General features: G+C 67.6%; 22 protein-coding genes. 4 read left to right on the forward strand and 18 right to left on the reverse strand.

Annotated features, from left to right (window positions below; all coding sequences use genetic code 11):
• Positions 1-11: 11 nt before the first annotated feature.
• The 7 genes from gatB to FWJ47_RS00675 are packed head-to-tail and all read right to left on the reverse strand — an operon-like array spanning position 12 to position 7108.
• Positions 12-1517: an Asp-tRNA(Asn)/Glu-tRNA(Gln) amidotransferase subunit GatB gene (gatB, locus tag FWJ47_RS00645; RefSeq protein ID WP_147108678.1), complete on the reverse strand. Its 1506-nt coding sequence runs from the start codon at positions 1515-1517 to the stop codon at positions 12-14.
• An 11-nt stretch (positions 1518-1528) separates the two neighbouring features.
• Positions 1529-3055 (reverse strand): Asp-tRNA(Asn)/Glu-tRNA(Gln) amidotransferase subunit GatA, encoded by a 1527-nt coding sequence (gene gatA / locus FWJ47_RS00650; protein WP_147102911.1) that lies wholly within the window; start codon positions 3053-3055, stop codon positions 1529-1531.
• Positions 3056-3065: 10 nt separating this feature from the next.
• Positions 3066-3365, reverse strand: coding sequence for an Asp-tRNA(Asn)/Glu-tRNA(Gln) amidotransferase subunit GatC (gatC, locus tag FWJ47_RS00655; RefSeq protein WP_147102913.1), 300 nt, complete (start codon positions 3363-3365; stop codon positions 3066-3068).
• The gene (locus FWJ47_RS00660) at positions 3366-4136 is read right to left on the reverse strand and encodes a PP2C family protein-serine/threonine phosphatase (protein ID WP_246126102.1); all 771 of its coding nucleotides are present in this window, start codon (positions 4134-4136) and stop codon (positions 3366-3368) included.
• Between the two features lie 53 nt (positions 4137-4189).
• On the reverse strand, positions 4190-5593 hold the full coding sequence (locus FWJ47_RS00665) for an adenylate/guanylate cyclase domain-containing protein (RefSeq protein ID WP_342779628.1): 1404 nt from the start codon (positions 5591-5593) through the stop codon (positions 4190-4192).
• Positions 5583-6227, reverse strand: a complete 645-nt coding sequence (locus tag FWJ47_RS00670; protein WP_147102915.1) for a hypothetical protein — start codon at positions 6225-6227, stop codon at positions 5583-5585. Before FWJ47_RS00670 ends, FWJ47_RS00665 begins: the two co-directional genes overlap by 11 nt.
• Before the next feature lie 38 nt (positions 6228-6265).
• The gene (locus tag FWJ47_RS00675) at positions 6266-7108 is read right to left on the reverse strand and encodes a biotin--[acetyl-CoA-carboxylase] ligase (RefSeq protein ID WP_147102917.1); all 843 of its coding nucleotides are present in this window, start codon (positions 7106-7108) and stop codon (positions 6266-6268) included.
• 115 nt (positions 7109-7223) lie between these two features.
• Between FWJ47_RS00675 and FWJ47_RS00680 the strand changes: the two genes are divergently transcribed.
• Genes FWJ47_RS00680 through FWJ47_RS00695 form a run of 4 tightly spaced genes read left to right on the forward strand, consistent with a single transcriptional unit; the run spans position 7224 to position 11662 of the window.
• Positions 7224-8828 (forward strand): acyl-CoA carboxylase subunit beta, encoded by a 1605-nt coding sequence (locus FWJ47_RS00680; protein ID WP_147102919.1) that lies wholly within the window; start codon positions 7224-7226, stop codon positions 8826-8828.
• Positions 8825-9154, forward strand: a complete 330-nt coding sequence (locus FWJ47_RS00685) for a hypothetical protein (protein ID WP_147102921.1) — start codon at positions 8825-8827, stop codon at positions 9152-9154. The genes FWJ47_RS00680 and FWJ47_RS00685 overlap by 4 nt, the downstream gene beginning before the upstream one ends.
• Positions 9151-9873 carry a Maf family protein gene (locus tag FWJ47_RS00690; protein ID WP_147102923.1) on the forward strand — a complete coding sequence of 241 codons (723 nt, stop codon included), beginning with the start codon at positions 9151-9153 and terminating at the stop codon, positions 9871-9873. The genes FWJ47_RS00685 and FWJ47_RS00690 overlap by 4 nt, the downstream gene beginning before the upstream one ends.
• Position 9874: 1 nt before the next feature.
• Positions 9875-11662, forward strand: coding sequence for an acetyl/propionyl/methylcrotonyl-CoA carboxylase subunit alpha (locus FWJ47_RS00695; protein WP_147102925.1), 1788 nt, complete (start codon positions 9875-9877; stop codon positions 11660-11662).
• Between the two features lie 117 nt (positions 11663-11779).
• Here FWJ47_RS00695 and FWJ47_RS00700 read toward each other — a convergent pair whose 3' ends face one another.
• From FWJ47_RS00700 to FWJ47_RS00750, 11 genes are all read right to left on the reverse strand, one after another.
• Complete coding sequence (locus FWJ47_RS00700; RefSeq protein WP_147102927.1) at positions 11780-13162, reverse strand: NAD-dependent succinate-semialdehyde dehydrogenase; 1383 nt, start codon at positions 13160-13162, stop codon at positions 11780-11782.
• Positions 13159-15054: an FAD-binding monooxygenase gene (locus FWJ47_RS00705; protein ID WP_147102929.1), complete on the reverse strand. Its 1896-nt coding sequence runs from the start codon at positions 15052-15054 to the stop codon at positions 13159-13161. The genes FWJ47_RS00700 and FWJ47_RS00705 overlap by 4 nt, the downstream gene beginning before the upstream one ends.
• Positions 15055-15087: 33 nt before the next feature.
• Positions 15088-15879: an HpcH/HpaI aldolase family protein gene (locus tag FWJ47_RS00710; protein ID WP_147102931.1), complete on the reverse strand. Its 792-nt coding sequence runs from the start codon at positions 15877-15879 to the stop codon at positions 15088-15090.
• Complete coding sequence (gene hpaH / locus FWJ47_RS00715; protein ID WP_147102933.1) at positions 15864-16649, reverse strand: 2-oxo-hept-4-ene-1,7-dioate hydratase; 786 nt, start codon at positions 16647-16649, stop codon at positions 15864-15866. The genes FWJ47_RS00710 and hpaH overlap by 16 nt, the downstream gene beginning before the upstream one ends.
• Positions 16650-16664: 15 nt before the next feature.
• The gene (gene hpaD, locus FWJ47_RS00720; protein WP_147102935.1) at positions 16665-17780 is read right to left on the reverse strand and encodes a 3,4-dihydroxyphenylacetate 2,3-dioxygenase; all 1116 of its coding nucleotides are present in this window, start codon (positions 17778-17780) and stop codon (positions 16665-16667) included.
• A 33-nt stretch (positions 17781-17813) separates the two neighbouring features.
• Positions 17814-19319 carry a 5-carboxymethyl-2-hydroxymuconate semialdehyde dehydrogenase gene (gene hpaE, locus FWJ47_RS00725; RefSeq protein ID WP_147102937.1) on the reverse strand — a complete coding sequence of 502 codons (1506 nt, stop codon included), beginning with the start codon at positions 19317-19319 and terminating at the stop codon, positions 17814-17816.
• Entirely contained in the window at positions 19316-20770 is a 1455-nt protein-coding gene (locus FWJ47_RS00730; RefSeq protein WP_147102939.1) for a fumarylacetoacetate hydrolase family protein, read from the reverse strand. Before FWJ47_RS00730 ends, hpaE begins: the two co-directional genes overlap by 4 nt.
• Positions 20757-22334, reverse strand: coding sequence for a GMC family oxidoreductase (locus tag FWJ47_RS00735; RefSeq protein WP_147102941.1), 1578 nt, complete (start codon positions 22332-22334; stop codon positions 20757-20759). Before FWJ47_RS00735 ends, FWJ47_RS00730 begins: the two co-directional genes overlap by 14 nt.
• Positions 22335-22345: 11 nt before the next feature.
• Positions 22346-23506: a TRAP transporter substrate-binding protein DctP gene (dctP, locus tag FWJ47_RS00740; RefSeq protein WP_147102943.1), complete on the reverse strand. Its 1161-nt coding sequence runs from the start codon at positions 23504-23506 to the stop codon at positions 22346-22348.
• A gap of 63 nt (positions 23507-23569) precedes the next feature.
• Positions 23570-25069 (reverse strand): TRAP transporter large permease, encoded by a 1500-nt coding sequence (locus FWJ47_RS00745; RefSeq protein ID WP_170228420.1) that lies wholly within the window; start codon positions 25067-25069, stop codon positions 23570-23572.
• On the reverse strand, positions 25066-25695 hold the full coding sequence (locus tag FWJ47_RS00750; RefSeq protein ID WP_147102945.1) for a TRAP transporter small permease: 630 nt from the start codon (positions 25693-25695) through the stop codon (positions 25066-25068). Before FWJ47_RS00750 ends, FWJ47_RS00745 begins: the two co-directional genes overlap by 4 nt.
• Between the last annotated feature and the right edge of the window lie 8 nt (positions 25696-25703).

The raw sequence follows: 25703 nt of genomic DNA on the forward strand, positions 1-25703 counted from the left end.
GCACCGGCGGGTCAGTCCTCGATGCCGAGCTTCTCCAGCACGATCTCGCGGACCCTGCCGGCGTCGGCCTGACCCTTGGTCTCCTTCATCACCGGACCGATGAGCGCGCCGATCGCCTTGAGCTTGCCGCCTTGGACCTTCTCCACCACGTCCGGGTTCTCCTCCATGGCCTTCTCCACCGCGGCGGTCAGGGCGCCGTCGTCGGAGACGACCTCCAGCCCGCGGTCGGAGACGATCTCGGCCGGGGAGCCCTGACCGTCGAGATGGTGCTCGAGCACCTGGCGGGCGATCTTGTCATTGATCCTGCCGTCCTCGATCAGCTGGTTGAGCTCCACGATGGTGGCAGGCTGCACGCCGAGCTCCACGGGCTCGGCGCCACGGGCGTTGGCGAGGCGAGAGATCTCGCCCATCCACCACTTGCGGGCGACGGCGGGGCTGGCGCCCTGTGCGACGGTCTCCTCGATCTCATCGAGCAGGTCCGCGGCGACGACGTCACGGAACTCCTTGTCCGCATAGTCCCAGGCGGTACGCAGGCGGCGGCGGCGCTCCGCCGGGGGCTCCGGCAGTGTGCCCTTGAGCTGGTCGATCCACTCCGGGGTGGTGACCATGGGAACCAGATCCGGCTCCGGGAAGTACCGGTAGTCGTCAGCATCCGACTTCGGACGCCCCGAAGAGGTGGTCCGGGAGGTCTCCTGCCAGTGGCGGGTCTCCTGGACGATGCTGCCGCCGGCCTCGAGCACCGCCGCGTGGCGGCGGATCTCATAGTTCACGGCGTGCTCGACGGCGCGCATCGAGTTGACGTTCTTGGTCTCGGAACGGGTGCCGAACGTCTCTGCGCCCCGAGGCATCAGGGAGACGTTGGCATCGCAGCGGACGTTGCCGTGCTCCATCTTCGCGTCCGAGATGTCCAGGGCCTTCACGAGATCCCGGACGGCCGCCACGTAGGCCCGGGCAATCTCCGGGGCACGTCCGGCGGCGCCGGTGATCGGCTTGGTGACGATCTCGATCAGCGGCACACCGGTGCGGTTGTAGTCCACCAGGGAGTAGTCCGCCCCCTGGATGCGGCCCGAGGCGCCGGCGTGGGTGAGCTTGCCGGCGTCCTCCTCCATGTGGGCGCGCTCGATCTCCACCCGGAAGATCTCCCCGTCGTCCAGCTCCACGTCCAGCCAGCCGTCGAAGGCGATGGGCTCGTCATACTGGGAGGTCTGCCAGTTCTTCGGCAGGTCCGGGTAGAAGTACTGCTTGCGGGCGAACCGGCAGTATTCGGCGATCGAGCAGTTCAGCGCCAGACCCAGGCGGATGGCGGACTCCACGGCTTTGCCGTTGACCACCGGCAGCGTGCCGGGAAGCCCGAGGTCCACCTCGTTGACGTTGGTGTTCGCCTCATCGCCGAACGCGTTGGGGGCGGAGGAGAACATCTTGGACTTGGTATTGAGCTCCACGTGCACCTCGAAGCCCAGCACCGGCTCGTACTTCTCCAGGGCCTCGTCGAAGCCGAGGGGCGCGACGTCGTTCATAGGCTCCGTCATCACTTGACCTCCTCGAGCTCGGGGATCTGCTGCCAGATGGCCTCACCCTTTTCGCCCAGCAGGTGCTCGAGGGCACCGGCTGCGTGGTAGGCCCGTATGTCCTCACGTGCCGGGGCGAGGAACTGGATGCCCACCGGCAGGCCCCCGGAGAGGCCCGCGGGGACCGAGATCCCGGGGATTCCGGCGAGATTGGCGGGGATGGTGGCGATGTCGTTGAGGTACATGGACAGCGGGTCGTCCATCTTCTCGCCGAGCTTGAACGGCACGGTGGGCGCGGTGGGGCAGATCAGCACATCGGCCTGCTCGAAGGCGCGGTCGAAGTCCCGCTGGATGAGCGTGCGGATCTTCTGCGCTGAGCCGTAGTAGGCGTCGTAGTAGCCGGCCGAGAGCGCGTAGGTTCCCAGCACGATGCGGCGCTTGACCTCCTCGCCGAAACCGGCAGCACGGGTGGCGGCCATGACGCGCTCGATGGTGAGCGGACCCTCCTCCGGCAGCACGCGGGTGCCGTAGCGCACACCGTCGTACCGCGCGAGGTTGGAGGATGCCTCCGAGGGCATGATCAGGTAGTAGGCGCCCAGGGCGTAGTCGAAGCTGGGGCAGTCCACCTCCACGATCTCCGCTCCGGCCTCACGCAGGGAGCCCAGGGAGGAGCTGAACGCGTCCAGCACGCCCTGCTCGTAGCCCTCCCCGTGGGAGAGCTGCCTGATGACGCCGATCCTCTTGCCGGCGACATCGTGGGTGCTGGCGGCCTTCGCAAACTCGCCCACCTCATCGGGCAGGGAGGTGGAGTCCTTGGGGTCGTGGCCGCCGATCAGCTCATGCAGCAGGGCCGCGTCCTGCACCGTCCGGGCGCAGGGGCCGATCTGGTCCAGTGAGGAGGCCATCGCGATCGCCCCGTAGCGGGAGACCCCGCCGTAGGTGGGCTTGGTGCCCACGGTGCCGGTGAACGCGGCGGGCTCACGGATGGAGCCGCCGGTGTCGGTGCCCAGCGCCAGCGGGGCCTCGAAGGCGGCGACGGCGGCCGCGGAGCCTCCGCCGGAGCCGCCGGGGATGCGGCTGGTGTCCCACGGGTTGCGGGTGATCCCGTAGGCGGAGTGCTCAGTGGATGAGCCCATCGCGAACTCGTCCAGGTTGGTCTTGCCGAGAATCGGCAGCTTCGCCTCACGGATCTTCTCGATCACAGTGGCGTCATAGGGGCTCATCCAGCCCTCGAGCATCTTTGATGCCGCGGTGGTGGGCTGCCCCTTGGTGACGATGAGGTCCTTCACGGCGATCGGCACGCCGGCCAGCAGGTGAAGCTTCTCTGCCTCCTGGCCGCCGGCGGCACGAGCCCTGTCCACCTCGGCGGCGACCTCAAGGGCCTCATCGGCGTTCACGTGCAGGAACGCGTGGAGGGTGGGCTCCACCTCAGCGATGCGGTCCAGATGCGCTCGGGTGAGCTCCACCGACGTGATCTCGCCGGACTGGAGCTTGGATGCCATCTCGGCCGCGGTCAGCCGGATGATCGGGTTGCTGTCAACGGTCATGGGTAGAAGATCACTCCTCGTCCAGGATGGCCGGGACCTTGAAGCGGCCGTCCTCGGCGTCGGGGGCGTTGGCCAGGGACTGCTCGGGCGTGAAGGTGTGCCCGATGAGGTCCTCGCGGAACACGTTGGTCAGCGGCAGCGGGTGGCTGGTCGCCTGCACGTCCTCCCCGGCCGCCTCCTGGACGGTCTTCACCGCGTCCACGATCTCGGCGAGCTCCCCGACAGTGCGGTCGATCTCCTCCTCGGTCATGGCGATATGTGCCAGCTTGGCAAGATGCTCGACGTCGGCGCGCGAGATCTCCTCAGACATTCAGTTCCCTTCTTTGACGTCCACGAGTACGACCGTGACATTATCCCGGCCGCCGAAGCGCAGGGACTGGTGGATCAGCCAGTCCACGGTCTCCTGGGCGCTGTGGCCGGCGTTGAGAATAGTGGCGATCTGCTGGTCCGTGAGCTCACCGGTGAGCCCGTCGGAGCAGATCAGCAGCCGCTGCCCGGTGGTGACGGTGGCAGTGGAGAAGTCCGCGCCCCATACGTCCCCGGCGCCCAGGGCTCGGGTGATGACGTTGCGCTGCGGGTGGGTGTGCATCTCTTCGGCAGTGATCATTCCGGAGTCCACCAGGTCCTGGACCTGGGAGTGGTCGCGGGTGAGCCGGATGAACGCGCCGTCATTGAGCAGGTAGGTGCGGGAGTCGCCGATGTTGAACACCAGCCACTGCCACTGGGACGAGCTGTCCTCGGTGGGGGTCTCCACCACGACGGCGCCGGAGAGAGTGGTCCCGGCTTTGGAGTCGGTGGCCTCACGGATGCGGCGATCGGCGTCGTCGAGGAACTCCTGGATCTCGGCCTCGCCGACGTCGCCCCCGGTGCGCTCCCATCCCTCAGCCAGCGCCTGGACCGCCAGGGACGAGGCGACCTCGCCGGCCTCGTGGCCGCCCATGCCGTCGGCGACCGCGAAGAGCCCGTCGGTCACCACGTAGGAGTCCTCGTTGAGCTCGCGGCGCAGCCCCACATGAGAGCCGTAGCCGTAGTCGACGTAAGGCCCCTGCAGGGCGTCGGTGCTGTCGTCGCTCAGAGTCACTCTCCCATCTTGTCACGGATCGTTGCTGGGCCGTGATGCTCGCGTCCCCAGTGTTACCCGGCTGTGATCTCCGCCTCATCAAGCATGATTCCGCCGCCCCCGGAGCGAAGCAGCATCGACGGCGCCACCTCCCCGAACCCGCGCACCACCCGGGGGTGCTGCGGCACCATCAGATAGGACTCGTTGTCCTCCAGGGCCTCGGCGGTGGCGGTGTCCACCAGCACCGTGCCGGGATCGGCGAGCGCAGTGAGCCGGGCGGCGAGGTTCACAGAGGGCCCGTAGATGTCGCCCATGCGGGAGAGCACCCTGCCCCACACCACGGAGACCCGAGCCTGGGGCAGAACGTCATCGGCGGCGATGGTCTCCGCCAGGGCGAGGGCGATCTCCGCGCCGGCCTCCGGGGTCTCTGCGTTGTAGAAGACCTCGTCCCCGACGGTCTTGACCAGCCGGCCGCCGCCGATGCTGATGATCTCCGCGCATTTGGACTCGAACCGCTGGACCATCTGGGCCAGGGTGCGCTCGCTCATCTGGCGGGACAGGGAGGTGTAGGAGACCAGGTCGGCGAATCCGACGGCGCGGGCCAGCGGCAGCGGCGCATCGGGCGCCTGCTGGGTGCCCCGCCCGCGCTTCACGGCCGCGAGCCCTGACTCCACCCGCACGGTGAGCCGCTGCAGCCCGGCGGAGAGCTGCCGGCGCCAGGCGTAGGCCATGAGCCGCTGCAGCGGCTCGATGAGCTCCGGGAGGCTCTCGACCACGTGGGTGCGGGCCTCGGCGTCGTCGTACCCCTCGTTGGTGATCTTGTCCTCCACCAGCGCTTCGATCTGCCAGACGACCATCCGATCAGTCATCTGCCCCACCGACCGGGTGAGGCTGATGGCGGTCTCCTCGTTCAGCAGTCCCTGCCGGACGAGATCAACCATGGTGGCGAGCGCCTCAGCGTCCGCGGCGGTGAAGGCGCGGGCATCCTCCTCCAGGTTGGGAAAGCCCAGGGCCCGCCAGAGCTTGCGGGCCGAGCGGGTGGAGACCCCCATGTGCTGGGCCATCTCCCGGTAGGTCAAGGTGCGTTCAGCTCCCAGGAGCCGGGTCTCCAGGTCTTTGATGCGCCGGTGCCAGGCCCGCTGGACGGTGTCGGCCTCCACCTGCAGGGGCGTGGGGACGGGGATCGCGGCGGTCTCCGGGTGGCGGGAGTAATCGTCGTCCTCATCCTCGTCGTCGAGGGCGTCTCCGCGGAAGGCTGCGGCGTCCTCAGTCTGGGAGACGGTGGGATTCGACGATGCCGCCTGGGCTGCGATCTCAGCAGCCCCCTTCTGCTTGGGGGCGGGGAAGTCTGACCAGTCCGCGCGGGCGGCCTCCAGCTCCTCATCCGTGAAGGATCCCGGGGTTGCCGCCTCTATGGCCCCGGTCTCCCCGGCCATGTAGTCGGGCCGTGCGGTGCGGTCCGGCTGCTCAGTAGCCATGGCCCGCCGCGTAGGGGTGGGCGTTCACCTGGGCCGGAGACATCTGCCCAGGATGGGGACGTCCGGGCGGCGGCCCCCCGTACCCGCCGAACTGCTGCTGGGCGGCCAGGTGCTGCTGGGCGGCCTGCCGGCGGTACTCCTGCAGCTGCCGGCTGAGCAGGCTGTGCATCTGTCCGGCGTCGGGCATGTCCTTCAGCCGGGTGCGCTGGTACTGGTCGTAGGCGCCGTGTGCGAGGACGATGTCACCGGCGTCGAACATCTCCTGAGCCTTGGACTGCCGCCAGTCCGCGCCGGTCACCAGCCCCAGGGGCACGACGACCGCGTTCGCGGCGCCGACCACGTTCTTCTGCACCACCCGGTGGGTGGTCAGATACGTGTACCGGTTCAGCCAGCCCAGCATCGGCTTCGCCGTGCCGAAGAGCAGCACGAGGCCGCCGACGGCCCACACGATGAAGATCCCGATGTGGCTGTAGTGCTGGATGAACGCCGGCTGGGAGGGCCGGCCCAGGTATCCGATGAGGAACATCATGATCGCGATGGTGACGAGCAGATTGATCACCGGCGGGATCAGTGCGCGGAAGTGCGCGCGGGTGCGCACGATCACCTGCTCCTCATCCACAAGCTTCAGCAGCACAGCGCACCTCCTTCACGAGTTTCAGCTCTGAGATCAGTCTACGGGTCGCGTCTGAGGTGGACGACGTCGCCTGCGCGGAAGGTCCGGGAGCCGTGGGGGGTCTCGACCGTGAGGCCGCCGTCCTCCTCGACGGCGACGGCAGATCCGGTGACCTGCTCCTCGCCGGGGAGGTGCACCCGGACCTGCTGGCCGATGGTGCTGACCTGCTCCACCACCAGCGGCCGGACGGGGGCGATGTCCCCCTCGCCGTGCGCCATCAGGTACAGGGCGCGGAACCGGCGCAGCCAGCTGATGAGCAGGTCGGTGCGCGGGTCCTCCCCCAGGGGCTCACTCGTCTCCAGGAGCAGGGAGGTCGAGGTCGGGGTGGGCAGCTCCTCGGCGGTCTGCAGCACGTTGATGCCGCAGCCGAGGATGACCGCCTGCGGGTCGCCGGGCGGGATCATCGCCGCGCTGCCTGCGATCTTGCGGCCCGAGGCGTCCTCGCCGACACCTATCAGCACGTCATTCGGCCACTTCAGCGAGGCGTCGACATCGTGCTCCTCCCGGAGAGCCTGCACCAGGGCCAGCCCTGAGACCAGGCTCAGCCAATGCCGCTGCTCCGGGGGCAGGGCCGGGCGGAGCACCAACGAGGTGGAGAGGCTCGTGCACCGCGGCGAGGACCATGACCGTCCCGTGCGGCCCGTGCCCGCGGTCTGCTTCTCCGCGGTCAGCGCCGAGAAGTCCGGCCACACCTCAGCGAAGCCGGACTGCTGGGCGGCCTTCGCGAGGTCCGCGGTGGTCGAGGCCGTGGACTCCGTGCGCACCAGGCGGCCGCACACCCCGGCGTCCACCAGCTCTCGCCTCAGCCGGGCCTCATCCAGGGTGCGCGCTTGAGTCTCCATGGCGGCCACATTAGACGAGCCCCAGGATTTGTAGGGGCTCCACAAAGGTGCACTGTGACCCGGTGCATAGACTGGCCTCAGTTTTGTGGATTTCCGACGAAAGTGCGTGCCGAATATGACCTCTGAGCCCGACTTGAAGACGACTGCTGGGAAGCTGGCCGAGTTCCGGCGTCGTCGTGATGAGTCCCTGGCCCCGGCCGGTCAGGCCGCCGTGGAGAAGCAGCACAACCGCGGCAAGCACACCGCCCGGGAACGCGTGGAGATGCTGCTGGACGAAGGCAGCTTCGTAGAGCTCGACGCGCTGGCCGTCCACCGCTCCACCGCCTTCGGGATGGACAGCAAGCACCCCATCGGCGACGGGCTGGTCTCCGGGTACGGCACCGTCGACGACCGGCTGGTGGCCGTCTACGCCCAGGACTTCACCGTCTTCGGCGGCTCCCTCTCCAAGGTCAACGGCGAGAAGATCGTCAAGGTTCAGGAGTTCGCCGCCCGCAACGGCTGCCCGGTGATCGGGATCAACGACGGCGGCGGGGCCCGCATCCAGGAGGGCGTCGCCTCCCTGGCGATGTTCGCCGACATCTTCCGGAACAACGTGCGCTCCTCCGGCGTCGTCCCCCAGATCACCCTCATCATGGGGCCCTCCGCCGGCGGGGCTGCCTACTCCCCGGCGCTGAACGACTTCATCATCATGGTCGACAAGACCAGCCACATGTTCATCACCGGCCCCGACGTCATCAAATCCGTCACCGGCGAGGACGTGGACATGGAGAGCCTCGGCGGGGCCCGGTCCCACTCCACCACCACCGGCACAGCCGCCTACATGGCCCAGGACGAGGAGGACGCGATCGAGTTCGCCAAGGAGCTCCTCGAGTTCCTGCCGCTGAACAACCTCGCCGAGGCCCCCGTGGAGGAGGACACCGCAGACGCCGCAGAGGCACGCCCCAAGGTGGAGCCGGAGGACGAGGCGCTCAACGAGCTCATCCCCGACTCGGCCTCCACCCCCTACGACATGACGGCTCTGATCGAGCAGATCCTCGACGACGGGCACTTCCTGCAGCTGCAGGCGATGTACGCGCCCAACATCATCATCGGCTTCGGCCGGGTGGAGGGCCGCAGCGTCGGAGTCGTCGCCAACCAGCCCTCCCAGTTCGCCGGCACCCTGGACATCTCCGCCTCCGAGAAGGCCGCCCGGTTCGTCCGCTTCTGCGACGCGTTCAACATCCCCGTGCTCACCCTGGTGGACGTGCCCGGGTTCCTGCCCGGCACCGACCAGGAGTGGAACGGCATCATCCGCCGCGGCGCGAAGCTGCTCTACGCCTACGCGGAGGCCACCGTCCCCAAGATCACCGTGATCACCCGGAAGGCCTTCGGCGGCGCCTACATCGTGATGGGCTCCAAGAAGCTCGGCGCTGACGTGAACCTCGCCTGGCCCACCGCCCAGATCGGCGTGATGGGCGCCCAGGGTGCGGTCAACATTCTCTACCGCCGGGACCTCGCCGAGACCGAGAAGGACGGAGGCGACGTCGAGGCCAGGCGCACCGAGCTCATCGACGACTACGAGGCCCAGCTGCTCAACCCCTACCAGGCCGCCGAGCTGGGCTACATCGACGTCGTCATCGAGCCCGCCGAGACCCGCTGGCAGATCGCCAAGGCCCTGCGCGCCACGTTCCACAAGCGTGAGTCCCTGCCCGCCAAGAAGCACGGGAACATCCCGCTGTGAGCGCCCTCGACCCAGGAACCGAAGCTCAGGCGGGCACGCTGCGTCGCCCCGAAGCCGATGAGGCGCCGCCGGGCGACGCGAACCGCACCGCTGACGGCCCCGAGCTGAGCATGCGTGGAGCGGAGCTCTCCGCTGAGGAGACCGCCGCCGTCGTCACCGTGATCTCCGCGCTGGCCGGCGCCAAGAGCGGGGAGCACGACGACGCCGGGCAGACCGGGCCACGGGACCGTCGCCTGCAGCGCCGCCGCAGCCTGACCTTCAGCCGGATAGGCCTCTGGGGCCGCCCCGGAACCGACTCCTGGAAGAACGCAGGAGGTCTGCGATGAGCGCCCAGCCCCGCCTGATCCTCGCCTCAGCCTCGCCCAGCAGGCGCCAGATCCTCCTCGACGCCGGGATCGAGTTCGACATCGTCGTCTCCGAGGTGGACGAGCGCGCCGCCGTCGAGGCCGCCCGTGAGGCCGGTCAGCAGGTCGGCCCCGCCGAGGAGGCGCTGCTGCTCGCCCAGACCAAGGCAGAGAATGTGGCTTCCCGCCCGGAGGCCCGCGGCGCGTTCGTGCTGGGCTGCGACTCCGTCTTCGAGCTGGACGGCACCGCCTACGGCAAGCCCTACGAGGTCGACGTCGCCGTGGCCCGCTGGCAGCAGATGCGCGGCCGCACCGGAGCCCTGCACACGGGCCACTTCCTGGTGGCGGCCGGGTCGGCGACGTCCACCGCGCAGCATTCCTGGCTGGGCTCCGCCGCCCTGACCTCCGGACCCTTGGGCGTGCCCGAGGGCTCTCTGGCCTCCGCGGAGGAGACCGTCTCCTCCGACATCACCTTCGGTCAGCCCTCTGACGAGCAGATCCGGGCCTACTGCGCCTCCGGGGAGCCGCTGCACTGCGCCGGCGCGTTCACCCTGGAGGGCGGGGCCGCCGAGTTCATCGACCGCGTGGACGGCGACCGTGATGCCGTCATCGGGGTCTCGCCCGCCGCCCTGGGCCGGCTCCTGGAGCGCCTGGGCAGCACCATCAAAGACTTCCGCACCAACACCACGAAGGACGCCTGAGATGACCGAGTTCTCCAAAGTACTGATCGCCAACCGCGGGGAGATCGCGGTCCGCATCATCCGCGCCGCCCACGACGAGGGCCTTTCCGCGGTAGCCGTCTACGCGGAGCCGGACCGCGACGCCGTGCACGTCCGCCTGGCCGACGAGGCATATGCCCTCGGCGGCGAGTCCGCCGCCGACTCCTACCTGGTGATCGAGAAGCTCGTCGACGCCGCGAAGACCACCGGCGCCGACGCCGTGCACCCCGGCTACGGGTTCCTCTCCGAGAACGCCGACTTCGCCCAGGCGGTGCTCGATGCAGGGCTGGTGTGGATCGGCCCCTCCCCCGCGGCGATCCGCACGCTGGGCGACAAGGTCATCGCCCGGCAGATCGCCGAGAAGGTCGGCGCCCCCCTGGCACCGGGCACCAAGCAGCCGGTCAAAGACGTCCAGGAGGTCCTGAAGTTCGCCGACAAGCAGGGCCTGCCGATCGCCATCAAGGCAGCCCACGGCGGCGGCGGACGCGGCATCAAAGTGGTCCGCGAGCGTGACGAGATCGTGGAGCTCTACGAGTCCGCGGTGCGTGAGGCCACCGCCGCCTTCGGCCGCGGGGAGTGCTTCATCGAGAAGTTCCTGGACAGGCCCCGCCACGTGGAGACCCAGTGCCTGGCGGACGCCCACGGCGACATCGTCGTGGTCTCCACCCGCGACTGCTCCCTGCAGCGCCGCAACCAGAAGCTGGTCGAAGAGGCCCCCGCCCCCTACCTCTCCCGGCAGCAGACCCGGCAGCTGTACCGGTCCTCCAAGGCGATCCTGAAGGAGGCCGGCTACACCGGGGCCGGCACCTGCGAGTTTCTGATCGGGCAGGACGGCACCATCAGCTTCCTCGAGGTCAACACCCGTCTGCAGGTGGAGCACCCGGTCACCGAGGAGGTCACCGGCATCGACCTGGTCCGCGAGCAGTTCCGGATCGCCCGGGGGGAGAAGCTCGGCTACGAGGACCCGGAGGTCCGAGGGCACAGCTTCGAGTTCCGCATCAACGGGGAGGACGCCGGCCGCAGCTTCATGCCGGCCCCCGGCACCCTGGAGCGCTTCGAGACCCCAGCCGGGCCCGGCGTGCGCGTGGACTCCGGGGTGAGGGCCGGGGAGAGCATCTCCGGGGCCTTCGACTCCATGGTGGCGAAGCTGATCGTCACCGGCGCAGACCGCAGGCAGGCTCTGCAGCGAGCCTCCCGGGCCTTGGATGAGATGCAGGTCGACGGCATGCCGACCGTCCTGCCCTTCCACCGGATCGTGGTCGCCGACGAGGCGTTCGCTCCCGAGCTGACCCAGAAGTCGCCGTCATCCTTCACGGTTCACACCCGCTGGATCGAGACTGAGTTCGAAGGGAAGATCACCCCCTACAACGCCCTGACCGCTCACACCGGGGGGGCTGAGGCCGAGCCCCGTGAAGACGTGGTGGTGGAGGTCAACGGAAAGCGGGTCACCGTCTCAGTGCCCGGCGGCCTCGCCAACGGCAAGCTGGGCGCCGGCAAGGCCGCCGCGCCCAAGAAGGCCCGCCGCAAGCGCACGACGACGGTCGCGGCAGCCAGCGGTGAGGCACTCACGTCCCCCATGCAGGGGACAGTGGTGAAGGTCGCCGCGAAGGACGGCGACAAGGTGGCCGAGGGCGACCTTGTCGTGGTGCTGGAGGCCATGAAGATGGAGCAGCCCATCACCGCCCACAAGTCCGGCAAGATCAAGGGCCTGAAGGTCAAGCCCGGCACCGGCGTCAAGGGCGGCGACACCATCGCCGGCATCGAAGGCTGAGTCGCTCTTCACTCCAAGATGGGGCCGTCCTCAGTAAGGGACAATGGGCCGCACGCCGAAAACGTGGACCGAGAGGAACCCAAGACTGAGCGTCGAGGCCGGCCTGGCCGAGGCCCCTCAGGACCAGTCGACGCTGAGGTACTGGATTTCGGTGAACTCCTCGATGCCGAAGGAACCGCCCTCACGGCCAATTCCGGCCTGCTTGACTCCACCGAAGGGTGCGGAGGGGTCCGAGACGATCCCTCGGTTGACGCCTACCATTCCCGCCTCCAGACGTTCACCGATGTGCATCGCCCGGCGGAGGCTGCCTGCATAGACGTAGGAGGCCAGCCCTACCTCAGCTGCGTTGGCCTCAGCGATGACCTCATCCTCCTCGCTCCAGGTGGCCACTGGTGCCACCGGCCCGAAGATCTCCTCGGAGAGGATCTCCGCGCGCGAAGGGACTCCGGTCAGCAGGGTAGGCGCGAGGAAAGCTTTCCCCGCCCCCTGCGGCAGCTGGGCCCGAGCCGCAATGCTGCCGCCCTGCTCCAGCGCCTTGTCTATCAGCGCCTGTATCTCCTGTGCTGCCTCAGCGTGAATGACGGGGCCGATCTGGTATCCCTCGACGGGGTTGCCCACTGTGAGAGCGCTGATCCGCTGGCCGAATTTGTCGGCGAACTCTTCGGCAACGGCATCGTGGACATAGAACCGGTTAGCGGCAGTGCAGGCCTGACCACCGTTGCGGAACTTGGCGAGCATCGCCCCTTGCACGGCCGCGTCAATGTCGGCGTCAGCGGTGATGATGAAGGGCGCGTTACCGCCCAGCTCCATGGATGTGTTGACCACTCTCTCCGAGCACTGCGCAAGCAGCCGCCGGCCCACTCCGGTGGACCCGGTGAAGGAGAGTTTGCGCACCCGTTCATCCTGCAACCACGCAGTGACCACTCGACTAGCCTTGGATGTGGCCGCGACCTGGACCACCCCGTCAGGCACTCCCGCCTTGGCGAGGATCTCGGCGATGGCGAAGGCTGTCAGCGGGGTTTCACTCGCCGGCTTCAGCAGCACCGAGCATCCGGCGGCCAGCGCCGGGCCGATCTTGCGGGTGGCCATGGCCGCGGGGAAATTCCAGGGAGTAATGAGCACGGCCACGCCCACCGGGTGGCGGGTGACGACGTTGCGCACTCCCCCGGCAGGAGCTTCCCCGTAGTATCCGGGGGCGCGCACTGCTTCCTCGGCGTACCAGCGGAAGAACTCGGAGGCGTAAGCGACCTCCGCTGCAGCGTCGGACCGTGATTTGCCGTTCTCGGCGACAATGAGATCGCGCAGCCGCTCCGCATCGTCATTCATCCTCTGATAAGCATCAATGAGCACTTCGGACCGGTGCCGCGGGGAGGTCCTCCACCACTGCTCGAAGGCAGCTTGGGCGGTGTTCACCAGAGCGGCGGCCTCTTCACCTGTGAAGTCGTGGACTTCATCGATGGGCTCCCCGGTGGCTGGGTTGAAAACTGTCAGCGTGCTCATGCGGAGGGCTCCGAGAAGATCGCGGAGAAGAAGTCGGCCAGCGCAGCAGTGTCCTCAAGCGGAAGCACATGCGCCACGTACTGGTCAGGGCGGACGATGACGACGGCTCCGTCACGGCTGACGCTGCGTTCGGAGAAAATGTCTTCGCCGTGTCCTGTGGCGAAGACCTTCTCTCGATAGTTCAGCTCGAAGGGCCCCACCTGCGGCAGGAAGGCCTCAGGGACCTGGGGGATCTCGATCTCTCGGTAGTTCTGCTGATAGATGACTTTGACATCAAAGATGACGTCGCCGTCGCTCTCCTCGGGGGTATAGCGGATCACCGGGGAATCCGGGGATGTGCTTGCCCACTCCGCCCAGCCGTTGAGCGCGGAATCCTGTCCGGCTGCCGGGGAGTCGGCGAATACGTAGATCCGCCAGCGGCCATCGGCGGTGGCGTGGTGCCCCAAGTGCATTGGGTTGCTGTCGCATACGCGGGAGACAATCGCCGATTTGAACCGTTTGCCCACCATGAAACCCTCGGCCAGCGCCTGGTGCTCGGATGTTGAGGTGATCATCGACGGCTCGTACTGAGTCATGAACCCCGCGGGGAATTCGATGGTCTTGACGTAGAACTCTTCGACGGCGGCGGGGTCGTCCAGCTCCTCCGGCTTCTTCGCCATGAGAGCGGACCACTCCTTGTCGAACTCGATGAGGTTCTGAGCGATGGTCTGCCGCTCTGCGGAGTAGGTGCTCAGCAGGGACTCCGGGCTGCGGCCGGTGAGCACCTGGCCGAGCTTCCAGGCCAGGTTGAACCCGTCCTGCATGGAGACGTTCATCCCCTGCCCGGCCTTGGCGCTGTGGGTATGGCAGGCGTCCCCGGCGATGAATACCCGCGGGGCCCGGGTTCCGGCGGCCTCCTCTGGCACGTCGTCGAACTTGTCGGTCATCCGATGCCCCACCTCGTAGACGCTGTGCCAGGCGACGTGCTTCACGTCCAGGGTGTAGGGGTGCAGGATCGAGTTTGCCTTGGCGATGACCTCGTCCAAGCTGGTCTCGCGGACCTTACCACCGTCGTTGGGGGCGACCTCGCCCAGGTCCACGTACATGCGAAAGAGGTGCCCGCCCTCCCGGGGGATGTGGAGGATGTTGCCGCCGGAACGGGACTGGATGGCGCATTTGAGGCGGATGTCGGGGAAGTCGGTGGTGGCCAGCACGTCCATCACACCCCAGGCGTGGTTGGCCTGGTCGCCTTTGAGCTTGCGCCCGATGGCTGCGCGAACCCCGCTGCGGGCCCCGTCGGCGCCCAGCACGTACTTGGCCCGGACGGTGCGCTCCTGGCCTTCATGTGTTCCGGTGAGATGCCTGACCCGCACGCTGACGGGATGCTCGTGGTCAGCCTCGAGCGCCAGACCGAGGAATTCGACGCCGTAGTCAGGGCTCATCCGGGACGGCGAGCGCTGCATGTGCTCGGCGAAGTAGTCCAGCACCCTCGCCTGGTTGACGATCAGGTGCGGGAACTCGCTGATGCCGTGCTCGTCGTCGAGGGGCCGGGCTGTGCGGACGATGTGGTCCGGGTTCTCAGGGTCCGGCTTCCAGAACGTCATCTCGGAGATCCGGTAGGCCTCGTTGATGATCTCGTCGGCGAACCCGAACGCCTGGAACGTCTCGACGCTGCGGGCCTGGATCCCGTCGGCCTGCCCGACCTCGAGCCGACCGGGGCGGCGTTCGATGATTCGGGTGTGGATCTCGGGGAACTGCGCCAGCTGTGCTGCGGCGATCATCCCGGCCGGACCGCTGCCGACGATCAGGACGTCCATCTCGTCGGGGAGCTCCTGGGGCCGGTCGAGTCCGATCCCGGCAGGTGCCTGGACGCGGGGGTCTGCTGAGACGTAGCCGTGGTGGTGGAAGTGCACGGAAGCTGAACCTTTCGTCTGGCGCAGGCCGGCTCAGTCGCCGGATGCGCGGGGCGGGATGAAGTCGGCGGCGAGCTTCTCGGAGCCGCGGGCGAGCAGGGCCACGTCGGCGCCGACCAACATCCAGGAGGCTCCTGCCTCGGCGTATTCGCGCGCCACGGCGGGGTCGAAGGCGTTGACGCCGACGGGCTTGCCTGCCGCGGCGATCTCCTCAAAGGCTCCCTTCACGGCGCTGACGACGTCGGGGTGGGCCTGCTGCCCGATGAGTCCCATGGAGGCGGCCAGGTCGCTAGGGCCGAGGAAGATCCCGGCAATGCCTTCGACCTCTGCGATCGTCCGGGCGTTGCGGATGCCCTCGAGGGTTTCGACCTGCACGAAGACCGAGACGTGTTCGGCTGCGTTCTGCAGGTAGTTCTCCACCCGGTTCCAGCGTGCGGAGCGGGCCAGGGCGCTGCCCACGCCTCGGATGCCCGCCGGCGGGTAGTGCGCCGCGGAGGCGACTTCCCGTGCCTGCTCTGCGGTGGAGACCATCGGCACCAGGATGTTCTGGGGGCCGAGGTCCAGCACCTGCTTGATGGTGACCGGGTCCCCCCAGGGCACCCGGACCACCGGGGTGGACGCGTATCCGGAGACGGCATGCAGCTGGGCGAGCACCGAATCCAGCCCGTTGGGGGCGTGCTCCATGTCGATGAGCAGCCAGTCCAGGCCCGAGCCTGCCATGATCTCGGCGACCACCGGTGAGCCGGAGCAGATCCATCCGCCGAAGAGGGTCCGTGGGGACTGGGAGATCTGCTCCCCAAGTGTCGGCGTCAGTCGAATCGGCACGTCACGGTTCCCATCTGCCCGTAGTCGCACAGCACCGTGTCGCCGGGCTGGACCCACATCGGACGGGTGAAGGACCCGGCAAGGACGATCTCCCCGGCGGAGAGGGAGTCTCCGTGCTGGGCAAGCTTATTGGCCAGCCACGCCACCCCGTTCGCGGGGTGGTTCAGCACGGCCGCAGCGACTCCGGACTCCTCGATGGTCTCGTTGCGGTACAGCAGCGCCGAGACCCACCGGAGGTCGACGTCGTGGGGCTTGGTCGGGTTACCTCCGTAGACCATCGCACCCATGGCGGCATTGTCACTGACGGTGTCGACGATGGTGCGGCCCTGCATCTCGATGCGGCTGGAGAGGATCTCCAGCGCCGGGATGACGTATTCGGTGGCGCGCATCACGTCGAAGACCGTGACCTCGGGACCGGCGAGGCCCTCACTGAGCACGAAGGCCAGCTCCACTTCGATCCGGACGTTGGAGAACCGGCTGTGCTCGATCACTGCGCCATTCTCATAGACCATGTCGGCGAAGACCGCCCCGTAGTCCGGCTCAGTGATGCCCGTGGCCGCCTGCATCACTTTGGAGGTCAACCCGATCTTGCGCCCGACCGGACGACGACCGGCCTCGATGCGTCGCCTGCGCCATTCGTTCTGCACGGCATAGGAATCCTCGACCGTCATCTCCGGGTAGCGTGCGGTGAGGAGCTTGATGGTGCTGCGACTCTGCTCGGCCTCAGCGAGTTCGTCGGCGATGGCGGTGATCTTCTCAGATGTCAGCATGGGTCCGTCCTTCCTCTACAGCTGGTGTCCCAGCTTGTACTCGCCGAGTTTCCAATGAGGCATGGAGTCTTCATCGCCTTTACGGGTGTAGGAGAACCCGTCGGCGCCGATGGTGACCTCCATCTCAGAGTCATCAGTCCGCACCTGGGCCGGCACGGGGTTCCCCTCGAGGTCCAGCACGGTGGATGCCTCGGTGTACCAGGAGGGGACCACCGGGGTCCCCCACCAATCGCGGCGCTGGTTGTCGTGAACGTCCCAGGTCACCACCGGGTTGTCCGGATCCCCGGTGTAGTAGTCCTGGGTGTAGATCTCCACCCGATGGCCGTCAGGGTCGCGCAGGTAGAGATAGAAAGCGTTGGAGACCCCGTGCCGGCCGGGGCCGCGCTCAATGTGGTCGGACAGCCGCAGGGCGCCGAGCTTGTCGCAGATCGCCAGGATGTTGTGCTTCTCGTGGGTGGCGAAGGCGACGTGGTGCATCCGCGGGCCGGCCCCGCCGGTCATGGCGGTGTCGTGGACGGTCGGCTTGCGCCGCATCCAGGCGGCGTAGGTGGTGCCTTCATCGTCCTGGATGTCCTCGGTGACCCGGAACCCGAGGTCCTCCATGTGCCGCACGGCCTTGGGAACGTCCGGGTAGACCTGGTTGAAGTGGTCCAGGCGAACCAGCGCCCCGGGGGTGTAGAGGTCGTAGCGCCAGGCCAGCCGCTCCACGTGGTCAACTTCATAGAAGAACTCCAGCGGGAAGCCCAGCGGGTCCTGGACCCTGACGGCCTCACCGATGCCCTTGAGGAACCCATCCTTGCTGCGCTTCACCGGGCAGCCGAGCTCCTCGTAGAAGGCCACGGCCTTGTCCAGCTCCTCGGGACTGCGGACCCGGTAGGAGAACACGGCGACAGCGGGCTGCTCGCCCTGGCGCAGCACCAGGTTGTGGTGGATGAACTCCTCCATGGAGCGCAGGTAGATGGTGGTGTCGTCCTCGTGGGTGACCACCAGGTTCAGCACATCCACGTAGAAGTCCCGGGAGCGCTTCAGGTCGGTGACCACCAACTCCATGTACGCGCAGCGCACCACGTCAGGTGCAGGCGAAGAGGGGGTGGGGACGACGTCGTCGGATGCGGTGGGGTTCTGGGTCATGTCAGGGCGTCCTTGCTCTGGTGCGTGCAGGGGTCAGTCGGCTTTGCCGAACACGGGGTTGTGAACTTCGCCGAGGTTGATGTGTACGGCCTGCTGATCGGTGTAGAAGTCGATCGAGCGGTAGCCGCCCTCGTGCCCGAGGCCGGAAGCTTTGACTCCGCCGAAGGGAGTGCGCAGGTCACGCACGTTGTTGGAGTTCAGCCACACCATTCCGGCCTCGACGTTCTGGGCGAAGTTGTGGGAGCGCTTCAGGTCGTTGGTCCAGATGTAGGCAGCCAGCCCGTACTTGGTGTCGTTGGCCAGCTCTAGCGCTTCTTCGTCGGTGTCGAAGGGGGTGATGGCGACCACGGGCCCGAAGATCTCCTCCTGGAAGATCCGGGCGTCACGGGGCACGTCGGCGAATACGGTGGGGTTGACGAAGTTTCCGGACTCCAGGCCCTCGGGACGGTCGCCACCTGCGACGAGCCGGCCCTCGGTCTTGCCCAGCTCGACGTAGCTCATCACCTTCTCGAAGTGCTCGGGGTGGACCAGCGCGCCGACCTCGGTGGCGGGCTCGTGAGGCAGTCCAACCTTGACCCTCTTGGCCTGGGCGGCGTAGCGCTCCACGAACTCGTCGTAGATGCTGCGCTGGACCAGGATGCGCGAGCCCGCGGTGCAGCGCTCGCCGTTGAGCGAGAAGACGCCGAAAATGGTGGCGTTGATGGCGGCTTCCAGGTCCGCGTCCTCGAACACCACGGCCGGCGACTTCCCGCCCAGCTCCATGGAGAGACCCTTCAGGTGCGGGGCAGCGTTGCCGAAGATGATCTGGCCGGTCCGGGACTCACCGGTGAAGGAGATCAGCGGCACGTCAAGGTGCTTGACCAGCGCGTCGCCGGCCTCCTCGCCGATGCCGTTGACCAGGTTGAACACACCCTTGGGCAGTCCGGCCTCCTCGAAGATCCCGGCCCACAGGCCTGCTGAGAGCGGGGTGAACTCCGCCGGCTTGAGCACCACGGAGTTACCGGTGGCCAGAGCGGGTGCCAGTTTCCAGCTCGAAAGCATGAACGGGGTGTTCCAGGGAGTGATGAGCCCGGCCACGCCGATCGGCTTGCGGTTGACGTAGTTGGCCTGGCGCCCGGGGACTTTGAAGGCGTCGTCGTGCTGGGCGACGATGAGATCGGCGAAGAAGCGGAAGTTCTCGGCCGCGCGCTTGCCCTGGCTGCGGGCCTGAGTAATGGGCAGACCGGTGTCGAAGGTCTCCAGCTCAGCCAGCCGGGCGCCGCGCTCCTCGACGATGTCGGCAATGCGGTGCAGGACCCGGGAGCGCTCCCTGGGCAGGGCGTTGGCCCAGGCGCCCTCGTCGAAGGCTCGCTGGGCGGCGACCACGGCCCGGTCGATGTCTTCTTTCTGGCCGGCAGCCCCCTGGATGTAGACCTCGTTGGTAACGGGGTTGAGGACATCGAAGGTGGCGCCGCCGGCGGAGTCGACATACTCGCCGCCAATGTAGTGCTGGATCCGCTCGGGCAGCTCAGCGGGGACGGGGGAGTTGAACGAGCTCATCGGTTGGTCTCCTCTGCGTAGCGTGCACGCCATTCGGCGTTCATGGGGAAAAGCTGGTCGACAGGGTGGCCGGCCTTGATCTGCTCGGCCACCCACGCGTCTTCGGCCTCCTTGGCCAGTGCGGCATCAGCCACGTCCTCGGCGATCTCCGGAGGGATGACGACAACGCCGTCGTTGTCCCCGACGATCACGTCACCGGGCTGCACGGCTGCGCCTCCGCAACCAATGGTGATGTCGGTGTCCCAGGGAACGTGCTTGCGGCCCAGCACCGCGGGGTGGGGCCCCTGACTGAAGACGGGCAGGTCGATCTCTGCAACGGTGCTGTAGTCGCGGACTCCGCCGTCGGTCACCACCCCGGCGGCCGCGCGGGCGACTGCGCGCAGGGCGAGGATGTCTCCCAGAGTGCCGGAGCCGCGCTCCCCGCGCGCCTCTATCACGATGACCTCACCCTCGCCGACCGCGTCGAAGGCACGCTTCTGGGCGTTGCCTCCACCGCCGTGGGACTTGAAGAGGTCCTCGCGGTTGGGGATGAAGCGCAGAGTCTTCGCGGTTCCGACCAGCTTGGTGCCGGGACGGGTGGGCCGCACTCCGTCGATGGAGACGCTGTTGAACCCACGCTTGCGCAGCTCCTGAGAGAGTCCTGCAACCGGCACCTCTTGCAACTTGGCCTTCAGCTCAGGGCTGAGCCCTGTGCGCGGCTGCGGCAGTCCGGCCGCCTCGCGGCTTCCCCAAGCCTCTTCACGCTGCTTGTCGTCCACTGCTGGGGTGAAGCCCAATGCAGGGTCGAAGGTGTCGGGCCCTTCCTCGACGCGGGAGACCAGGCGACCGCTGCTTAACCCCGCTTGGGGGACGTCGACCTCCACCTCGACCACGTCTTCGGGCTGGGCGACGGAGGCTCCCGCCGGGGTTCCGGTGAGGATGACATCCCCTTCCTCCAGGGTGAGGTGCTGGGATAGATCCGCGACGAACTGCGCCAGCGGGAAGATCATCCCGGCAGTGATGTCCTCCTGGACGATCTGACCGTTGACCCAGGTGCGCAGCCGCAGGTCCTCCGGCCTGACCTTGCGGGCGTCTATCAGCTCCGGCCCCAGAGGGGTGTAGCCGTCACGCCCCTTGTTCCTGACGTTGGAGCCTTTGTCGGCGCCGCGCAGGTCATAGAGGCCCCAGTCGTTCGCGGCGGTGACCCACTGCACGTGATCCCAGGCCCGTTCGACCGAGACCTGTCGCGCGGGAGTTCCGACCACCAGGGCGACCTCCCCCTCGAAGGCCAGCAGCTCCGTGCCTGCCGGACGGTGGACTGCTGCGCCGGATGGGGAGATAGAGCTGGTGGGCTTGAGGAAATAGGAGGGAGCGTCCGGCTCACGGCCGCGCTGGGCGGCCCTGGAGGCATAGCTGAGATGAACGGCGATGATCTTCGAGGGTCGGGGGATGGTTTGCTCAGGGTTGGGCATGGACAGCTTCTTTCTCCGCGCCGATGATGTCCTTGCCGGTCAGGAAGGCGGCGGCGCGCTCGGCGATCATGATGGTGGGGGCGTTGGTGTTGCCGGTGGGGACCAGCGGCATGATGGAAGCGTCAGCCACGCGTAGGTCTTTCAGTCCACGCACCGCAAAAGTGCGGGGGTCGACGACGGCGAGCACGTCGAGTCCCATCCGGCAGGTGCCGACCTGGTGGTGGTAGGTCACTGCGGTGCTGCGGACGTACTCTTCGAGGTCCTCCTCGGAGTCGGAGACATCCTGCCCGGGGTAAAGCTCCTCTGGACCCCAGCTGGCCAGCGCCTGGGTGCACCCCAGCTCCCGACATTGCCGGACGGATGCGACCAGGGAGTCGACGTCGGCCTGTTCGGTCAGGGCGCCCAGATCGATCCGAACTTGATCCTCAGGATCGGGTCCGGTCAGGGTCAGTTCGCCGCGGCTGAGCGGCCGGACCAGGCCTCCCATAAGGGAGAATCCGTTTTCTGGCCCAGACATGGAGTCCACAGAGTACATCGGCAGCGCGAAGTGGATGGGCTGGGTATCCGGCACGGCCAGATCGGGGCGGCTCTTCCAGAACAAGTGCGTCTCGGCCGCCCCGGTCTGCGGGGCGGGAACCTCGCGGGCAGTAGTGGTGTAGATGACGGGAGCGAGCAGGTGGTCATGGAGATTCTTGCCGACCCCCGGGAGGTCGTGAACTGGGGCGACGCCCGCTTCGCGCAGCTCCTCGGCCGGCCCGATGCCGGAGCGCAGCAGGATCTCGGCTGATCCAATGACACCGGCGGTGAGCATGGTCTCCCCGGCGCGGAAGGTCTTCTCCTCTCCTTCATGAGTGAAGACGACGCCGGTCACCTGACCCTCCTCAACCATCAGGCGCCGCACATGGGCTTCGGTGAGGATGGTGAGGTTGGGGTGCTGGGCCACAGGCTTCAGGTAGGCGCTCCAGGTATTGAAGCGTTTGCCGTCGCGGATGGTCAGCTGCATCTTAGAGACGCCTTCGACATCGCCGGAGTTGTAGTCCTCGTTGCGCGGGATGCCCATCTCCTCGGCACCGGTGAGGATGGAGTCCTGGATGGGATTCATCGGGTAGTCCTTCACGACGTCGAGCAGACCCGATCCTCCTCGTGTGGAGGAGGCCCCGCCGTCGTACTTCTCGATGGCCATGTAGACCGGGAGCACCTCCTCCCAGCCCCAGCCGGGGCATCCGAGGTAGTTCCAGGTGTCGAAGTCCTGTTTGGCTCCGCGCATCCAGATAGCGGCGTTGAGGGCGTGGGAACCGCCCATCACCTTGCCGCGGGGCAGATGCAGCCGACGCCCCTGGCAGCCGGGCTGCTCCGTGGTCCAGTGCTGCCAGTCTTCTGGGCCGAACCACAGCGCCCCGGCGGAGGAGACGTCTTGGATGGTGGGATTGCTGTCGGGGCCGCCCGCTTCCAGCAGACCCACAGTTAAGCCGTGGTCCAGCAGACGGCGGGCGATGACGTTCCCGGCCGAGCCCGCGCCGATGATGAGCACATCAAAATCTGCGGTCTGGATAGATTGCCTCATGGTCTGGCCTTTCAATTCGCTGCTTGCCATTCGTCCACGCAGGAGATCCCGGCGTCGACGGGGTTGTCGTCGCTTTCGTGAGCGGCGTAGGCGGACTTGTACTCCTCGAGGTAGGCCTCGGCGTCCTCGTAGCCGTAGTCGTCCATGATCTCCAGCCACAGGTCCTCAGCCTCGTCGCCGACCAGGTCGTGCCATTCGGCGGTGGCGTCCTCGTCCCAGCGGGTGAAGGACTCGACGTCGGGGGATTCGAGCATCCCGTCGCAGACGTCGCGCATCGCCTCGTTGTAGGTCTCGATGGCCTCGCCGTAGTTCATTTCCTCGGTAACCTCGCCGACGATCTCGCGCAGATCCTCAGGGAGCGACTCGTAAGCCTCCTTGGACCACCACATGCCGTAGGCGGTGTACTGGCCCAACCCGGGGTCGGTCCAGTAGGGCAGCTGCTCGATGATCTGGTAGTTCACACCGAAGTCCAATGCCGCGGCGACGGAGTCGATGACCCCGCGCTGGACGGACTCGTAAGTCTCAGGCGCGGTGATCGCGTTGACATTGATGTCGGCCGACTCCAGGGTCAGCTGGGTGACCGGGCCGGCGGCGCGGGCCCGCAGCCCGTTGAGGTCGTCGATTTTCTCAACCGGGCCGGCCGAGCCGAGGAACATGGTGCCCACCGGCCAGGTGGCCACGTACTGCAGGTTGTTCTGCTCGAGCTGCTCGCGGGCCGGCTCGTAGTCGGTGTGCATGTCGTAGAGTGCGGCAGCTGTGGCCTGGATGTCGGTGTTGAGGAAGGAGATGCTGACTACTGAGAGGGTCGGCAGCATATGCGGGGTGTAGTCGGTGACGGTGGTGCCGATGTCGGCGCGCCCGTCGCGCAGGCAGTTGATGACCTCGTCGACGGCGCAGAGGGCCTCGAAGGAGGTGCGCTCGAACTCGATGCGCCCGTCGGTGCGCTCCTCGACGAGGTCGAGGTAGTGCTGCTCGATGGCAGAGTGCGGGGTGCCTTCCAGGGCACCGGCGGCCAGAGTGAAGGTGTAGGTCTCACCATCGTCAGCGCCGTCGCCTCCGGTGGGCTCGCCCTCACCGTTGCCGCAGGCGGTCAGCCCCAAGGCGGCGACGGCGATCAGGCCAGTGACCTGGGCCAGGCGGCGGGGGGCAGAGGTGCGGGGGTGCAGTGTCATAGTGTTTCTCCCTCGATGGTGTGGATGCGGGTGCAATGGACCAGGCAGGTGACGGGTTCCGGGCTAGCCGGCGCCTTCGGCGACGTAGCTGGGCAGCAGCAGCACCAGGTCGGGCCAGAAGAAGAACAGAGCGATCAGCGCCAGGTCGACCACGAAGAACGGCACGATGCCGCGGAAGACGGTCTCGCTCGGCAGCCCGGTGGTTCCGGCGACGACGAAGGCGTTGATCCCCACCGGCGGGGTGACCATGCCGATTTCGATGAGCTTGACGATGAGGATGCCCAGCCAGATGGCGTCGAAGCCGAATTCGGTGGCGATGGGCAGCAGCAGCGGCACGGAGATGACGAGGATCGAGAGGGACTCCAGCATCATGCCCAGCGGGATGAGCGCCAGCAGCAGCAGAGCCATGACCACCATGGGCGGCAGATTCACGCTCATCACCGCGTCGGTGATCATCTGCGGCACCCGGGCGGCGACGAAGAAGGCGGTGAGGATGCCTGAACCGATGACGATGAAGAAAACCATCGCCGTGGTCGAGGCGGTGTCCCGCAGCGCTCCGGCAATGCCGGCGGAAATGCCGCGCAGCCCGGTCTTGCGCAGCTCGAAGAGCAGGATGAGCACCGCGGCGATGGCACCGAAGGCTGCCGACTCGGTGGCGGTGAAGTAGCCGGAGTACATGCCGCCGAGCACGATGCAGAACAGCGCGGCGATGTAGAAGAGGCCGCGCCAGGGCAGCTCTTTCAGCGGGGTCGGCTTGCGCGAGGCGGCACCCTGCGGCGGTACTGCCTCGACAGACTCCGGCCCGGCGGGCGGCTCCTCAGTGGCGATGGCGGCCGCGGCCACCGTCGCCGGCTCTTCCGCACTGCCCGCCGTCGTCGTCTTGGCGGTCTTGGCGGCCGCGACGTGCTCGCTGACGGCGTGACGCAGATGCGGGGGGCGGATGACGCCTTTGCGCTTAAGTCGCTGCCCGGCGATGACAAGGTAGGCAGAGTAGGCGATGGCGGTCAGCACGCCGGGCACGATGCCCGCGGCGAGCATCTGGCCCACCGACTGCTGGGCGAGGATCGCGTAGAGAACCAGGAAGGTGCTCGGCGGGATCATTGAGCCCAGCGTCCCGGCCACGGCCACCAGTGCGGTCGCCAGGGAGGCTGGGTACCCGGCGGCGCGCATCTCTGCCACCGACAGCCGGGCCATCGTCGCCGCGGTGCCGATGCTCGAGCCCGAGACAGCGGAGAACCCGGCGCTGGCGGCGACGGTGGCCACGCCGAGGCCGCCGGGGAAGCGGCCGAGGACGCTGTCGGCGATCCGGAAGACGTACTCGGCGACGTGGGCGCGCACCGCGAACATGCCCATGAGGATGAACATCGGGATGATCGTCAGCCCGAAGCTGGCGGTCTGACCGAAAGGTTCGGAGCCCAGCAGGTTGGTGGTGTAGTCGAAGCTGTGCAGCAGCAGGAGCCCGACCGCGCCGGAGCCGCCCAGGGCGATGGCCACCGGGACCCGGAACAGCAGCAGGGCCACCAGCAGCACGAGCACGGCGGTGATAATCATTCCGGTGGTCATCGGGTGCCTCCCGCGGGGATCGTCTCGGCCGCCGAGGCGCCGGGGACCTGCTTGTCGAGGGCCTCGAGGCTCTCCTCAGTCTGGGCCGCGACCCTCTCCTGCTGGACCAGCACGGCCTGAAGCTCGCTCTCCGGCCCCATGGGGAGGCGTCCGGCCACCGAACGCGCCAGATTGAGCAGCGCCACCAGCAGCAGGGCGACGAGCCCGGCGACGATGACCCAGCGCATCGGATAGATGGGCCAGCGCACCAGGCCGAACCGCTCCTCGCGCATCGTGGTCGAATCGATGGCGCGCAGCACAGTGGCGTAGAGCAGCCAGCTGATGAACACCGTCGAGAGCGCCCAGACCACGATCTGCACCAAACGGGTGGCGGCCTCGTGGAAGCGGTCGACGAGCAGAGTCACGCAGACGTGCTCGCCTTTGACCCCGGCCCAGGCGAGGCCGAAGAACACACTGATGACCAGGCTGGTCTCCGCAAGTTCGAGCATGCCGCGCACGCTGGCTCCGGTGGTGTTGCGCACGATGACATCGCAGGCGATGGCGACGACCATCACCACGATGGCGCCGGCGGAGAGCACGGCGAGCACGCGGGCTATCTGGCGGACTGCGGTCTCAAGGATCGTCATCGTCAGTT

Source organism: Nesterenkonia populi (assembly GCF_007994735.1).
In the GTDB taxonomy this organism is placed as follows: Bacteria; Actinomycetota; Actinomycetes; order Actinomycetales; family Micrococcaceae; genus Nesterenkonia; species Nesterenkonia populi.